Raw genomic sequence first — 14,191 nt, forward strand, 5'->3', positions numbered from 1 at the left:
ATGACCAAGGTACTCATGATCGTTTCGGCGGCCGAGCAGTGGACGCTTAACGACGGCACGCCCCACCCCACCGGCTTCTGGGCCGAGGAGTTGGTGACGCCGTATTCGGTTTTCACCGACGCAGGCTGGGATGTGGATGTGGCAACCCCGGGCGGCAAAGCTCCGACCGTCGATCAGGTAAGCCTGAATGAGAATGCGGGCGACGCTGAGACACTCGCAGCGGTGAAAACGAAGCTGGAAGAGCTGGAACCTGTTCTGGCGCAGCCGCTCAGCCTTGATGATGTCGAGGCCGGAAATTACGACCTCGTCTTCTACCCCGGCGGGCATGGGCCGATGGAAGACCTCGCCGTCAACGAGACGTCGGGACGCATCCTTGGCCAGCGCATGGCTGATAACGCGCCTACGGCCCTCCTCTGCCACGCCCCGGCCGCTGTGCTGGCGACCGAGAATGCGCCCGGCGGCTCGCCATTCGCCGGGCGTGCGATGACCGGCTTTTCCAACGACGAGGAGCGCGCCGGCGGCCTCGCCGACAAGGCGCCGTGGCTGCTGGAGGACAAGCTCGTGGAGCTCGGAGCGAAGTACGAAAAGGCTCCCGAACCGTTCGCCTCCTACGTCGTTGTTGACGGCAACCTGTACACCGGGCAGAACCCGTCCTCGTCGCAGGAGCTCGCGGAGCGCCTCGTAAAGGACCTTTCCTGATCACGGTGACGCGTCGAGATAGTGGGGCCAGCGGGGCTCGAACCCGCGACCAACGGATTATGAGTCCGCGGCTCTAACCGACTGAGCTATAGCCCCTCGCTGCGCCGGACGTGCCCACGGATCCGTGGGCACGGTGGTTCAGGCGCGTCGTCAAAGTATAACTGTGGACTGCGGGCGGCTAGCAATCTCCCTAAGTCACTTTGGCGGGGCGGGTTCGCTACAGTGAAAAGGTACTGGCACGGAGCTCGACAAGGAGGCTGAAACACCATGGGACGTTTGACCCAGCTGGCGATTGGAGCCGCTGCCGGGTATGTCATGGGCTCGAAGGCCGGGCGCAAGCGCTACCACCAGATCGTGGACACCACGCAGAAGGTGGTCAACTCGCCGCTGACGCGGCAGGTGGTGCGCTCGGCACGCAAGACGGTCGCGAACCAGCTCGACCCGGATCCGCGCATGCGCGAGGTCAAGGACCTGCGCCGGGGCCGCGGCAAAAAGGGCAGCGAGATCGACACGATCTACGAGCCCGACGAGGACTAACCCCGGGAAGGGAAAAAGGGGCTAGAGCAGACCGGCGACGATGCCGTCGAGAATATCCTTCTCGCTGATCACGAAGGATGTCACGGCGCCGCCGGTCTCTTTCTCGATGGCGGTCATCAACTGCTCGACGACGGTAGCACCGGAGCCGATCACATCGGCACGCCCGGCATGCATGACGGGGTTCTCCAAACGCTGGGCGGCGGTTTGCGCACGCAGCTTCGCGGTGACAGCACGCATGTCGTCGAAGGTGATCTCCGAGCAGTGAATAGCCTCGGGATCATACGCGTCGAGGTCCTGGGCGATAGCGCTCAAAGTGGTGAAGGTGCCGGCGCAGCCGACGAAGGTCGCGGCGTGGCTGAGGGGGACGGTGGCACGGGCGTCGTCGATAAGCGAATCGATGTACTCGCGCGCGGCGGCTGTCTCCTGGTCGGTCGGCGGATCGGTGCGCATGAAGCGTTCGGTGATGCGGACGCAGCCCATCTGCGTGGAATAAGCGCCTTCGCCGCCGACGATGAATTCGGTGGACCCGCCGCCCAAGTCGATGACGCAGAAGGGGGCGCGCGCATCATCGAGGTCGGTGGTTGCGCCGCGGAAGGACAGCGCGGCTTCTTCCTCGCCGGAGATGACTTCGGCGACGGCGCCGGGTTGGATCCGGCCAAGCAGCTCGCGGGTCATGTCGAAGAACTCGTCGCGGTTCGCGGCATCGCGGGTCGCAGAAGTCGCGACCATGCGGACGGCCTCAACACCTTCGGCCACCATGCGCTCAACGTATGTTTCCAGCGCCTCGCGGGTACGCGCGATGGCGTCGGGGCTGAACTGCCCGGTAGCGTCGACGCCTTCGCCGAGGCGCACGATGGTCATCTCGCGGCAGATCTCGCCGGCCTCAGAATCATGGATGAGCAAGCGGATGGAGTTGGTGCCGCAGTCGACGGCAGCGACGCGGGTCATGCCAGCCCCTCCCCTGCTTCCTCGAGGGTGATGCCGAGAGCGTCAAGCATCGGCCAGTCAGCGGGAATAGCGGTGCCGCGCAGATCGCCGTGCTCGGCGGCCAGCGCCACGGCCTCAGTACCCAACCGGACACGGTCAGGGCCCTCGGCAAGGGCATACGCGATCAGAACGTGCAGGCACTTCACGCGGTCAGGCATTCCCCCGCCGGAGAAATCAGTGCCCAGATCCTCGATGGAGTTGCGCTTGTCCAGGTAGTGGCGGTGCGCGGCCTCGTAATCGGCCTTCAGCTCCGCGTCCGTGCCCAACCGGGCCTCCATCCACTTCATCACCTGCGCGACCTCGAGGCGGGACGCTTCCGCGGTGAGGCGGGGGTCGGTGAGGTAATAGAGGGTGGGGAACGGGGTGCCGTCGTCAAGCTTGGGCGCAGTCGTGACAACCGCGGGTTGCCCGTCTGGCGTCGTGTACGCGATCTCGAGCACGCCGCGCGGCGTACGGCCGAGTTGCTTTTCGACGACCGCCAGCTGCTCCTCCGTTGGTGTTTCCATGGCCCTCATTGTCGCACATGCGGGGCTACGGCTGTTCCGGTGTCTCCTCGGGAGCATCAGCGGGCGGCTCGGCGGGTGCGGGCGCGGGCTGCTCGGCGGACTCCGCCGGTGCGGCCTCTTCCTCCTCGTCCTCCTTGGGCACCTCGCGCAGGGAGTTCCAGAGGACCTCGTTCCACGGCGCGTCCGCGTCGGGGTCCTCGGCGTGCTCGCTGGTGATCGTGGTGCCCTCCATGCGGGGGTCGATGATGCGCCACGCGGTCTCGCCCGGCTCTGTCATGCCGAGGCGGCGGCGTGCCTCCTGCTTGGCGTACTCGGGGTCGCTGTAGCGCTCCAAGTCTTCCTCGAGCTGCGCCTTTTCTTCCTCTTTGGCGGCGATGGACTCGTTGAGGCGGGCGATCTCAGCCTTGCCGGCGTAGTAATTGCGCAGCGGGACGGCGATCGCGATGAGTACGACGAGGACGACGGTGATGAGCACCGCGACGCCCACGATGTCGCCTTTGAGCATGTCCGTGCGCGGACGCTTCCGTTTCTTCGCGGCGCGCTCGGCGTCGCGGCTGGCCACGGGGACTGTCGTCGGGCGACGACGAGAGCCCCCAGCACGTCCGGACATGCCGGTGCGCTGGGGGCTGTTGTCGCTGGTGCGCGCGCCGCGTGCGGAAGATGTGGCCATAGTGACTGTGTAGTCTACGTGGCCCCACGACCCACGTGCGGAAGGCGCGCTACTTCGCGCCGCTATCGACTACTTGTCGAAGCGCGGGAATGCGTCGCGGCCTGCGTAGACCGCTGCCGGGCCGAGCTCCTCCTCGATGCGGATGAGGCGGTTGTACTTGGCCACGCGCTCGGAACGTGCCGGAGCACCGGTCTTGATCTGGCCGCAGGACAGAGCCACTGCCAGGTCGGCGATGGTGGTGTCCTCGGTCTCGCCGGAGCGGTGGGACATCATGGTGCGGTAGCCGTTGCGGTGTGCGAGCTCGACTGCGTCGAAGGTCTCGGTCAGCGTGCCGATCTGGTTGACCTTGACCAACAGAGCGTTCGCCGCCTTCTCCTCGATGCCGCGGGCGAGACGCTCCGGGTTGGTGACGAAGAAGTCGTCGCCGACGATCTGGACCTTGTCGCCGATCTCGGCAGTGAGCTTGGTGTAGCCCTCCCAGTCGTTCTCGTCCAGCGGGTCCTCGATGGACACGATCGGGTAGTTCTCAACGAGGTCGGCGTAGACCTTCGCCATCTCCTCGGCGGAGTGCTGACCGCCCTCGAAGTTGTAGGAACCGTTCTCGAAGAACTCGGAGGAGGCGACATCCAGAGCCAGGGCGATGTCGGTGCCCGGAGTGAAGCCCGCCTTTTCAATCGCCTCGACGATCAGGTCCAGAGCGGCCTTGGTGGAGTCGACGGACGGGGCGAAGCCGCCCTCGTCGCCGAGGCCGGTGGACAGGCCCTTTTCCTTGATGACGGACTTGAGCGCGTGATAGACCTCGGCGCCCTGGCGCAGCGCCTCGGTGAAGGTCTCCGCACCGATCGGGGCGATCATGAACTCCTGGACGTCCACACCGGAATCAGCGTGCGCGCCACCGTTGAGGATGTTCATCATCGGGACCGGAAGGACGTGGGCGTTCGGGCCGCCGATGTAGCGGTACAGCGGCAGGCCGGCGGAATCAGCCGCAGCCTTCGCCACAGCCATGGAGACACCCAGGATGGCGTTGGCGCCCAAGTTCTTCTTGTTGTCGCTGCCGTCCGCCTCGATCATGGTCGCGTCAAGCACGCGCTGATCGTCGGCCTCGATGCCCGCGATCGCATCAGCGATGGTCTCGTTGACGTTGCGCACTGCGTTGCGCACGCCCTTGCCCTGGTAGCGGTCGTCGCCGTCGCGCAGCTCGTGCGCCTCGTGCTCGCCGGTAGAGGCGCCGGACGGAACGGCGGCCAGGCCGTGGGAGCCGTCGTCGAGGAAGACCTCCACCTCGACGGTCGGGTTACCGCGGGAGTCCAAGATCTCGCGGGCGTACGTCAACATGATGTCAGCCACTGGAATTCTCCTTTAATCGAAGTTGGCTTGTACCTCTCCAATTGTTCCAGAAAATCCCCGCGCCGGTCAGGAGGCCTAGGCAGCTCACCGGCATGAACCAAACATGACCCATCAAACGCACGAGCTCCACCAACCCCGCCCCCCTTACACTCTCCTCCCTCTCACAGTGGGAAGAGCCCTGTTCGCAAAACGCCCCGCACAAAGAGAGAAGATTCCGCCCTCAATAAAGCCTTACCGGTGCGCCGGCTGCCCAACGGCATAATTCGCGGCGGCATCGCGCACGCGGATGACGTAGTCGTTGGAGTGGTTGTACCCGAGGATCGCGTCCTGCCAATCCTCCGGCGTGGACAGGTCCCGCCCGCCCGCGCAGAGCAGGTTCGCCGCACCGAGCGCCGCGTCGTCGATCTGCTGCGGGTCGGCGTACCCGTCGCCGTTGGCGTCTCGCCCGTAGCGCGCCCAGGACTCAGGAATGAACTGCATCGGCCCCACGGCGCGGTCGAACTCTGTGTCGTTGTCATGCTCGCCGCCGTCCGTGTCCGGCACATGTGCGAAGCCGTCGCCGTTCAGCGCCGGCCCGATGATCGGCGGGAAAGCCCGGCCGTTCTCATCCAGCCGCGCACCGGCCGCGATCTTGCCGCTGTAGGTGCCGTGGCGCGTTTCCACCCAGCCCACGCCGGCGAGCGTGTTCCAGTGCAAGTTGCATTCCGGCCACGCCTCGCGCGCGATCAGCTCCGCGTTGCCGTAGGCGCGCACCGCCTGCGGGTCAATCTCGATGCCGTCAGCGATCGGCGCCGCCCACTCCCCCAGCAGGTCGGACGTCCGCCCGGGCCCGTGGACGTCGATATCCGGTGGGCTCTCGGCGGCAGCCGGCGGCACATCCTCCGGCACCGGCACGCGCTTCTTCGTACTCAGGGGCGCGTCGAAAATACTGAACAGCCACATCAGCAGCGAGATAATCAGCACGATCGCCATCACGACAGCAAGTGCCGCCCCGCACCCACAGCCCAGGGCATTGCGCGGGCGCCCGGGGGTTCTACGAGACGAATTCACGATCGCTCACTCTACCGCCCGCACCCTCGCACCCATTTATCCGCACGGCATTTCACATCCAAGTCACAATTTTCACTTCAGTCACTGTAGTGTCAACATTCGGATGGAAAACCAGATTCCAACTCCCCGACCACATTCAGCCCGAAAGGACTTCCCCACCATGCGTTTCCGCACCGCCGCCATCGCCACCACAATCGCCGCCGTCGCCACCACCGGCGCCGTCAACGCGAACCAAGCCGAGGCTCAGAACAACACCCTTGAACTCGTCCGCGCCCTCAACGGCGGCATCTCCACCATAGACTGCAACTCCGTGGGCACCTTGCTCCGCGGCGCCAAGCTTGTCGACGACACCACCACCCGCTCCCAGCTCACCTCCAAGCTGAACAAGCAGTTCGGCGCCGACGCCTCCCTCACCCTGATCGCCGCCCCCACTATCAACACCATCGGCGACCGCGCCCAGGCCTGCGGCGTCGTCAAAGCCGACCCCGCCACCCCGCAGAACAAGGCCATCGAATTCGCCTCGCAGCTCTCCTCCCAAGCCGGCCTGCCCGAGCTCCGCAACATCCTGCCCGCCGTCGCCCCCAACGGCAGCAGCTTCTAACGCAGAGTCCCTGGTGCTGAGATCGAGTTCCAGGAGCTCAACTTATACAGCGCTCATTTTCCTCGGAGAGCCAGCATCAATCGATTGTGATACTTTGATTTCGCGTCACTGGGGCATACTTTCGCGCACAGTCGAGTCAAACTGTTGAAAGCCCAGCGGCGCCCCGTCGCTTCAGTGGCCGCACCCCAAAAAAGAGGTGCTGCAGTCCTTGGCCGTTGCTGACCTAAAAACTGCGAGTTGGATGTGGAGCTAGAACCGTGGGCTGGCTGTTCAACCGGTAGGACTTTTTCACCAAGTCCCGCAAAAAACGTTAGCTACTGTTCGGCCGGACAATTTCAAAAAGTGTCGTCCCTTGAGCTCCCCTTCTTCTCCCGCTTTTTCCCCTCCGCCCACAGGCGGTCCTGCTCGTCGACGGGAACAGTGCCGGTGGAGCCGTCGAAGAAATAGGGTGCGCGGTTCTTCATCTTGTCCACGAAGGCTTGGGCGACGTCGGGGAAAGTGAAGGCGCCGCGGCGGGACGCGATCTCGGCGTGGAAAAGGATCTGGAGGAGGAGGTCGGAGAGCTCCTTCTTGAGGGCGTCGTCGGGGTGGTGGTTGCGGATGGCGTCGATAAGCTCGTCTGTTTCTTGCTCGAGGTACTCGATGAGCGATTCGTGTGTCTGTGCCATCTCCCACTCGCCGCGGGTGCGGGCGGTGCGCATGACGGACTGGGCTTGGAAGAGCGGGTCCGCAAGCGAGGGCGCCTCAATGATGCTCTCCCCCGCCACGATGCGCTTCTGCACCTCCGGGTCGGTGACGTCGGTGGTGACCAGTGTGCCCTGCGCAGATTCAGTGGTGGAGATGTCGCCCAGGTTCCAGCGGACGGAGACAGGCACCTCGTCGGTGTACGCGATCGGGCCAGCGAGGCTGGTGGCGGCGGCCAACGGGATCATGTCGGGCCAGCGGGGGTCCAGGACGAGGATGGTCATGGGGTCAATGGTACGACGCGGATCAAAAGGCGCAGGCGCTATCGATCGGTATGATCGGAGCGTGTTTCCGGGAGACGTTCCTGAGTCCAAGAGAACTGGGTAGACGGCACTTGCGAATTGGCAATCACTACACGGGCGATTTTCATTTTCCGGCATTCAGCCTCAACTAAGTCATTCAAATCAGCGAGCGCCTTGTAGAGCGTTGCCTTGTTCCCTCGTACTTCCACTGCAAGTGCGACTTTGATCTGGTCGACACGAAGAGCCCGCTTACAAAACTCCTGTTTATGATGAGTACCGAAGTAGGCATTGGCGACCAGGCGAGCCATCGTGTGGAAGACTTTCAGGGCGAAATCGCGCGGCAAATCTGGGTTTATTTTCTTACCCGGATAGGTGTAATCCTTCACCTCGATCAACCAGAGACGATTTCCTTCCAAGGCCAGCAAGTCGCAGTCTTTCGCGTTGAACGGCTCGTCGGTAAGCGGTTTCGCTCCACGGCTCTGCCCGTACCAGGAGTCATAGTCTTCAACTTCCCAATCCTTCGGAAAGGTAAAGAGCATGTCCTCCACGACGACAGTGTTCGCTGCTTCGTCAGCGGCTAATTTACCCATCGAAATCTTGCTCCAAGTAGCGGAGAGACTGTGCAGCTTCTTCCTCTAAAGCAGTCAAAGTAGGCAACTCCGCCTGTTCCCTCACCGCCATGCCGCTGACACCTACCAAGGCATCATTTCTGCTGCTTTCATCTACACGTTCTAGGCCGACATAGACGGTATCAATCGGATCCTTGTCAATGAGCAGGCGCAATTCACGAAGGATGAAGACACTATGAGTGGCGACAAAAACTTGGGTACCGTGCTTTGCAAGCAAATGGATGGTCTTTGCAACGGCCCGCTGTGTCCGCGGATTAAGATTCGCCTCGGGCTCATCCCAAAACAGGTAGCCACCCTCAAGCAACACGCCCGACTGGACGAGGCGCACAAGCATAGCCAACTTGCGGTACCCCTCGCTAACTAGGTGAGCCTCAATATTTCCAGTGGCCCCGGCTGCCGTTTTCAGTTTCACATAGAACTGCCCCTTATCTTCAACCACTGACCCCTCCAGAATCTCCAAGAGCGGCGCTAGCATCTCGTTAGCCTGCTGCCCCCGCTTACCGAGAAGGGCCGTTCTCCCCAAAAGAGCTGCGGTATCGCGCCACGTTTCATCGAAGGAAGTTTCGCGAGACTCGTAAAGGGCAATCAAGCCCGGGTAGATCGACAGTAGCTCGCGTGAGGGTAAAAATACTGCGGTATCAGGAAGAGTCTGGCTTGGCAGCGAAGAGACTTTCACCTTGTTCGCCGCTTTAGACGAGAAGTTGAATTCGAAGGCTGAGCCCAGCCCGCGATATTTGAGTCTTACTTCTGCTCGACTATTACCTCGAACGCGACTAGCTAAGCGACCCAAGCTATCCGGTTTGAATACACCCACCAGCTTCTTCGCGAGAGCACCCTCCATTCCGGTTTTGGACGGGCCCTCAATCCATCCGTTCTCCATTGTCTTCGTAGACGTATAGAGGAGCTTGAGCAGCTGGGTCTTGCCCGTTCCGTTGTCACCGGTCACAACATTGAGTTGCGGGCTGAAACGCAAGTCTAGACCGCCGAAGGGGCCGAAACTGCTGGCAGACAAATGCTCAATAGGATGAGTGGGCATGCTTAAATCGTAGGCCAAACTTACCGATTCGTCCTACGACCCCCTAAACGCCCGATCATTCAGCTCCCGCCGCGCCTGCTCGAGGGCGACGAGGTCGGAGAAGAGGGCGTTGTAGGCCATCTCGTCGTCGCTGGGGCGCATGCGCTGCAGCTGGGACTTGAGCTGGGCGATCTGGTTGCCCACGCGGACCTCCTGCAGGCGTGACAGGACGGAGTCGGCGTAGGAGGCGGGGTCCTCGGCAAGGATGTCCTCGACGGCGAGCTCGGAGACGAAATTGCGGCCGGCGGCGTCGATCATCTCGTCGGAGACGTGCGCGATCCAGCTGGAGCCGGCATTGGCGGCGCCGCCGACTCGGCCCATGGCGTCGCGGACTGCGCGGTAGGCGGGGTGGGTGAACGCGTCGGGGTTGATGCCGTCGAAGTAGCTGCCGGCGGCCTCCGGGTACTGCAGGGCCACTTTGAGGGCTTCGCGCTGGGCCCACAAAAGCGGGTCCTGCGGGTCGGGCAGCTCGAATGCGGGTTGGTTGGGCGCGGGCTGGTTCTGCTGGGCCGGGGTGGCCATGTCCCAGGCGGAGCGCTTCTGCTGCTTCGGTTTCTTGGCCTCCTCGCGGACCTGGCGGATCACCTCGTTCGGGTCCGGCCAACCCACCCAGCCGGCGAGCTGGCGGGCATATTCGGTCTGCAGCGGGGTGTCGCGGATCTGGGCGACGACGGGGACCGTGCGGCGCAGGGCCTGCAGCCGGCCTTCGGCGGTGTCGAGGGAGAAGTCCTGCAAAAGGGACTCGATGACGAACTCGAACATCGGAATGCGACTGGCCACGAGGTCGCGGACGGCCGAATCGCCCTTGGCCATGCGCAGATCGCACGGGTCCATGCCGTCGGGGGCAACGGAGACGAACGACTGGCCGGTGAACTGCTGGTCCCCCTCGAAAGCGCGCATGGCGGCCTTCTGGCCGGCCTCGTCGCCGTCGAAGGTGTAGATCAGCTCGCCGCGGAAGTAGTTGTCGTCGAGCATGAGACGGCGGATGATGCTCATGTGGTCCTTGCCGAAGGCAGTGCCGCACGCAGCCACCGCCGTTTTCACACCGGCGGCGTGCATGGCCATGACGTCGGTGTAGCCCTCCACCACCACGCACTGGTGGCCGTCCGCGATATTCTTCTTCGCCAGGTCGAGGCCGAAGAGCACCTTGGACTTGTGGTACAGCATCGTGTCCTGGGTGTTCATGTACTTGCCCATCGGGTCGTCGTCGAAGAGCTTCCGGGCGCCAAAGCCGATCACGTTGCCGGCCACGTCCTTGATCGGCCACAGCAGGCGGCGGCGGAACTTGTCGATGGGACCGCGCCGCCCCATTGTCGACAGACCCGCATCGACGAGTTCCTGGACCTCGAAGCCCTTGCGCAGCAGGTGCTTCGTCAAAGTGTCCCACCCGTCGGGGGCGTAGCCGCACTCGAAGTGGTGGATGATGTCGCGGTCGAAGCCGCGGTCGAGCAGAAAGCGGCGGCCCACTTCCGCTTCAGGCTGCTCGAGCTTGTCGCGGTAGAACTCGTGCGCGGCTTTATTCGCCGCGATGAGGCGGGCGCGGGTGCCGGGCTTGACGTCGCGGGCGCCGGTGGATCCGCCCTGGTAGTTGATGTGGTAGCCGATCTCCTCCGCGACGGCCTCGACCGCCTCGGGGAAGCTCAGCTGCTCCATCTCCATCATGAAGGAGAAGACATCGCCGCCTTTGCCCGTGGAGAAGCAGTGGTAGTACCCGCGGACCGGGCGCACGTGGAATGACGGCGTCTTCTCGTCCTTGAACGGGCTCAGCCCCTTCAACGAGTCGTGCCCGGCGGGCTTGAGCTGAACGTACTCGCCCACGATGTCGGCGATATTGGCGCGCTCGCGGATAGCCTCGATGTCACTATCCGGAATTCTGCCCCTAGCCATGGCGCACATCCTACCGCGCGGGGGTTCGTTTAAAATGAATGCATGTCTACTGACGGCGACAGTTCGAGCCATTCAGTGGCTCTGCCTTTGATCCTCATCATCGGCCTCATCACGCTCGTGGCCGTCGTGTACTCGATCGTGCACGACCCAGACAGCCCGGAGCGCACAGGCACCCCGCAAAGCAACGAGAGCGGGATCAGCGAGTGCGCGTCGATTCCGCCAGAAGCAACAGAGCTTATCGACGACATCCACTCCGGCGGCCCCTTCGACCACCCCTCCAACGACGGCAGCCACTTCGGCAATTACGAACAGATCCTGCCGCGTGAAGACTCGGACTACTACCGCGAATACACCGTGGAGACCCCCGGTGTGGATCACCGCGGGGAACGCCGCATTGTCACCGGCGGAGGCACCGAGACCGATCCAGACGTGTACTACTACACCGACGACCACTACGAATCCTTCTGCGAGGTGACCGTCGAATGACGCTCGATCCGGCAACTCCGCACGACTCCGACAACACCTCCGCAGACTCGACCACTTTCGCGAAGACTGTCGTCATTTCACGCCCGGTCCACTCGATTGCGGATCTCGGCGTCGGCATCATCGACGCCATCTACTCCCCCGACGAGCCCGCCGCCACCTCCGCCAGTCCCAGCGCGGAACCTGACCCCGACCCCGGCGCCCGCCCAGTCCCCCGCAACCTCGACGCTCTAGCGGACCTGCTGCGCGAGACCCAGACAGACCGCCTCGTCGTGACGGACTGGCGCGCATCGGAAGAGCTGACCGGAAAGCTGCTCAACGTCTTCTCCCACGAAGGCGTCACACTCGTGCGGGGATAGTGCATCCCTCGCACAAAACCTGAGTCCGCGCGCTCTAATCACCGCCGGATTGCACATTTCAGTGCGCAAATGGGCGTTGAATTCAGGTTTCGAGGAGACACCTGAATTCGTCCGAGGTAAACAGGACGCATGGGGGAAATTCGGGAATGGGTACAACTCGCTGAACAGGACGTACGGGAGCTCCGGCAGCGATATTTGGAAGAGCGAATTCAGGTTTCGCGTCAGGATCGTGGGATGCCCCCGCCAGGCCTTAGTCTCGTGTCGCCGACCAGTGGAATTGCGTCCGAGTGGTTTCGAAGCCTCCGGATGAAGCAGCGATTCGTCGTGCGCGGTGCGGCTGCCGCGAAAGAGACGCGAAAGGCTGTGCTCATGGGTGCCTGGGCGGCCGCGCAATGGGGAATGTGGTTCATGCTGCCGAAAGATCCGGCGGTGGAATTCGCGTTGCCGTCCGGGCATCAACCGTCGAAAAGCATGCTTCCGCCTGGAGTGCGATTCAGGTCCTTGAAGCTCCGGGAGGGCGATGTCGTGCAACTAGACGGTGTGCGCGTGACGCATCCTCTTCGTACGTACCTGGATCTGTGCCGCATGCAGGACCGCACGAATGCGTGGCTCGCGGCGGGGTGGCTGCTCGAGCGCGGTATCAGTGCCCAGGAGATCGCGGAGTACGCGGAGAGCTTCGATGGTCCGATGCATCCGAACCGGAGGCGTCTGGCTGTGTCGCTTCCTCACCGAGCACGGGAGGTGGGCTGGTTCCCGTATCTGCTCGCGTATGCGCTTCTCGAGCACTCCCCTGTTTCCGTCCGTACCCACTGCGAACTGGATGAGATGGGGCACGCGGTTCTGCTCGCTGGGAACGACCTCGTCATCGCCGTCGACGAGGATCCGCTGTGTCGCGAACTGGAAAGCGAAGGTGACGGCGATGGGTTAGCGCGCAACCGCCGCAGGCGCGAGAGGTGGATTGCCGCGCGCGGATTCCGCAAGCTCTACTTCACGGCCGAAGAAATCGAGGCGGACCCGGATGGCTTCGTCAGTGAGGTGCTCGGAGCAACGCGCTTGCGGAACCGGCGGCTGACGTATTGAGTGTGGCAGGCTTTCGCGCTTCTAGAGGTAGCCCTCGAAAGATGCGGTCTTCTTCGCGGTGCGCTCGAGTCGGGACTCGGTCATCGACGCGATCTGGTCGATGATCACGCGCTCGCGCTCGGCGTCCGTACTGGCCTCGTGCCACCACGCGGCGAACATGGTGTCCAGCGACCCCGGCGCGCCGGCGGACAGGTAATCGTAGACGCGCACGATGCGGTTGCGCTGCCTGTCCTGGCGGGCGATGTGGGCGGGCATGTCCATCACGTAGAGGACGGCAACGGTCTTGAGGAGGCGAACCTCGGCTTCAGCCTCGGGCGGGATGACGAGTGAGCCGTGCATGCGGCCGATGGGGCCGTCGTTGGCGGCCTCCGTCGCGGTGATCACGGCGCCGACATAGCGGCCGACCAGCTCAGAGGTCATCTTCTTCAGGGTGACGTAGCCGGAAAGCGAGAAGTCGAAGTCGGCGGCGGCGGAGACGATGGGGAGAGAACGGAGGCGGGCGGCGGCGTCGATAAGCTCGTCTGCTGTGCCGCCGAAAGCTTTCGCGCCTTTGGCCGCGAGCGCGGCGAGCTCGACGAGGTCCCACAGCACATTCAGATCGACGCGGCCGGAGACAATGCCGTCCTCGACGTCGTGGACGCTGTAGGCGATGTCATCGGAGCAGTCCATCACCTGCGCCTCCATGGGCGGGTTGTTGTCGGTGTGGCCTTCGCGCAGCCAGGTGAGAATGTGCGCGTCCTCGTCGTACGCACCGTATTTGCGGTTGATGGTCCCGTCCGATGCCGTGCGCGTGCGCGGGTACTTGCACGCGGCGTCGAGCGCGGCGCGTGTGAGGTTGAGGCCGAATGATGCTCCGCCGTGAAGAATCTTCGGCTCCAGGCGGGTGAGGATCCGCAGTGTTTGCGCGTTGCCCTCGAAGCCACCGCATTCCTTGGCCAGCTCGTTGAGGGCGACCTCGCCGTTGTGGCCGTAGGGCGGGTGGCCGATGTCGTGGGTCAGGCCGGCCATCTCGCACAGGTCGGGGTTGAGACCGATGCCCTGGCCGATGCTGCGAGAGATCTGCGCGACCTCCAGCGAGTGCGTCAGGCGGGTGCGCGGGGTGTCGCCGTCGCGCGGGCCGACCACCTGGGTCTTGTCCGCGAGGCGCCGCAGCGCCGCCGAATGCAGCACGCGGGCGCGGTCGCGTGCAAACGCGTCGCGGTGCTCCTCCATGTTGGCGAGCTGCGAGCCCTTCTCCCCCTCCGCCGCGCGACGGGCAAGGTCCGCGGAATCATACTGGTACGTCATAGCGCCAT

The 14,191-nt window shown here is 63.7% G+C and carries 16 protein-coding genes and 1 tRNA gene; 6 read left to right on the forward strand and 11 right to left on the reverse strand.

Annotation, left to right across the window (positions count from 1 at the left end; all coding sequences use genetic code 11):
* Window positions 1-699 carry a type 1 glutamine amidotransferase domain-containing protein gene (locus tag CAPP_RS08295; RefSeq protein ID WP_076599593.1) on the forward strand — a complete coding sequence of 233 codons (699 nt, stop codon included), beginning with the start codon at window positions 1-3 and terminating at the stop codon, window positions 697-699.
* A 22-nt stretch (window positions 700-721) separates the two neighbouring features.
* Here CAPP_RS08295 and CAPP_RS08300 read toward each other — a convergent pair.
* Window positions 722-795 (reverse strand) — tRNA-Ile (locus CAPP_RS08300).
* 180 nt (window positions 796-975) lie between these two features.
* On the opposite strand from CAPP_RS08300, the gene CAPP_RS08305 reads away from it, so the two are divergent.
* Window positions 976-1,236, forward strand: a complete 261-nt coding sequence (locus CAPP_RS08305) for a hypothetical protein (protein WP_076599611.1) — start codon at window positions 976-978, stop codon at window positions 1,234-1,236.
* A 21-nt stretch (window positions 1,237-1,257) separates the two neighbouring features.
* Here the strand turns inward: CAPP_RS08305 and CAPP_RS08310 are convergent, their stop codons facing one another.
* The 5 genes from CAPP_RS08310 to CAPP_RS08330 form a co-directional block, all read right to left on the reverse strand.
* Window positions 1,258-2,184, reverse strand: a complete 927-nt coding sequence (locus tag CAPP_RS08310) for a Ppx/GppA phosphatase family protein (protein ID WP_076599592.1) — start codon at window positions 2,182-2,184, stop codon at window positions 1,258-1,260.
* Window positions 2,181-2,729, reverse strand: coding sequence for a DUF501 domain-containing protein (locus CAPP_RS08315; RefSeq protein WP_076599591.1), 549 nt, complete (start codon window positions 2,727-2,729; stop codon window positions 2,181-2,183). The genes CAPP_RS08310 and CAPP_RS08315 overlap by 4 nt, the downstream gene beginning before the upstream one ends.
* A gap of 25 nt (window positions 2,730-2,754) precedes the next feature.
* The gene (locus CAPP_RS08320; RefSeq protein ID WP_234958919.1) at window positions 2,755-3,399 is read right to left on the reverse strand and encodes a septum formation initiator family protein; all 645 of its coding nucleotides are present in this window, start codon (window positions 3,397-3,399) and stop codon (window positions 2,755-2,757) included.
* Window positions 3,400-3,468: 69 nt separating this feature from the next.
* Window positions 3,469-4,746, reverse strand: a complete 1,278-nt coding sequence (gene eno, locus CAPP_RS08325) for a phosphopyruvate hydratase (protein WP_076599590.1) — start codon at window positions 4,744-4,746, stop codon at window positions 3,469-3,471.
* A 231-nt stretch (window positions 4,747-4,977) separates the two neighbouring features.
* Window positions 4,978-5,718 (reverse strand): lytic transglycosylase domain-containing protein, encoded by a 741-nt coding sequence (locus tag CAPP_RS08330; RefSeq protein ID WP_076599589.1) that lies wholly within the window; start codon window positions 5,716-5,718, stop codon window positions 4,978-4,980.
* Window positions 5,719-5,956: 238 nt separating this feature from the next.
* On the opposite strand from CAPP_RS08330, the gene CAPP_RS08335 reads away from it, so the two are divergent.
* Entirely contained in the window at window positions 5,957-6,397 is a 441-nt protein-coding gene (locus tag CAPP_RS08335) for a hypothetical protein (protein ID WP_076599588.1), read from the forward strand.
* Window positions 6,398-6,732: 335 nt separating this feature from the next.
* Here CAPP_RS08335 and CAPP_RS08340 read toward each other — a convergent pair whose 3' ends face one another.
* From CAPP_RS08340 to dnaG, 4 genes are read right to left on the reverse strand one after another with little or no spacing between them, the layout of a single operon-like run.
* A complete protein-coding gene (locus CAPP_RS08340; RefSeq protein ID WP_076599587.1) occupies window positions 6,733-7,365 on the reverse strand; it encodes a MazG nucleotide pyrophosphohydrolase domain-containing protein in 633 nt (210 codons plus the stop codon).
* Window positions 7,366-7,403: 38 nt separating this feature from the next.
* Window positions 7,404-7,973 (reverse strand): hypothetical protein, encoded by a 570-nt coding sequence (locus CAPP_RS08345; RefSeq protein WP_076599586.1) that lies wholly within the window; start codon window positions 7,971-7,973, stop codon window positions 7,404-7,406.
* Window positions 7,966-9,048: an AAA family ATPase gene (locus CAPP_RS08350; protein WP_076599585.1), complete on the reverse strand. Its 1,083-nt coding sequence runs from the start codon at window positions 9,046-9,048 to the stop codon at window positions 7,966-7,968. Before CAPP_RS08350 ends, CAPP_RS08345 begins: the two co-directional genes overlap by 8 nt.
* Before the next feature lie 33 nt (window positions 9,049-9,081).
* Complete coding sequence (gene dnaG, locus CAPP_RS08355) at window positions 9,082-10,974, reverse strand: DNA primase (protein WP_076599584.1); 1,893 nt, start codon at window positions 10,972-10,974, stop codon at window positions 9,082-9,084.
* 42 nt (window positions 10,975-11,016) lie between these two features.
* On the opposite strand from dnaG, the gene CAPP_RS08360 reads away from it, so the two are divergent.
* From CAPP_RS08360 to CAPP_RS08370, 3 genes are all read left to right on the forward strand, one after another.
* On the forward strand, window positions 11,017-11,460 hold the full coding sequence (locus tag CAPP_RS08360; RefSeq protein ID WP_076599583.1) for a guanyl-specific ribonuclease: 444 nt from the start codon (window positions 11,017-11,019) through the stop codon (window positions 11,458-11,460).
* A complete protein-coding gene (locus tag CAPP_RS08365) occupies window positions 11,457-11,816 on the forward strand; it encodes a hypothetical protein (protein WP_076599582.1) in 360 nt (119 codons plus the stop codon). Before CAPP_RS08360 ends, CAPP_RS08365 begins: the two co-directional genes overlap by 4 nt.
* 306 nt (window positions 11,817-12,122) lie before the next feature.
* On the forward strand, window positions 12,123-12,896 hold the full coding sequence (locus tag CAPP_RS08370) for a hypothetical protein (RefSeq protein ID WP_143313904.1): 774 nt from the start codon (window positions 12,123-12,125) through the stop codon (window positions 12,894-12,896).
* 21 nt (window positions 12,897-12,917) lie between these two features.
* Here the strand turns inward: CAPP_RS08370 and CAPP_RS08375 are convergent, their stop codons facing one another.
* Entirely contained in the window at window positions 12,918-14,183 is a 1,266-nt protein-coding gene (locus CAPP_RS08375) for a deoxyguanosinetriphosphate triphosphohydrolase (RefSeq protein WP_076599580.1), read from the reverse strand.
* Window positions 14,184-14,191: the final 8 nt, after the last annotated feature.

It is taken from the genome of Corynebacterium appendicis CIP 107643 (assembly GCF_030408415.1).
Lineage (GTDB): Bacteria > Actinomycetota > Actinomycetes > Mycobacteriales > Mycobacteriaceae > Corynebacterium > Corynebacterium appendicis.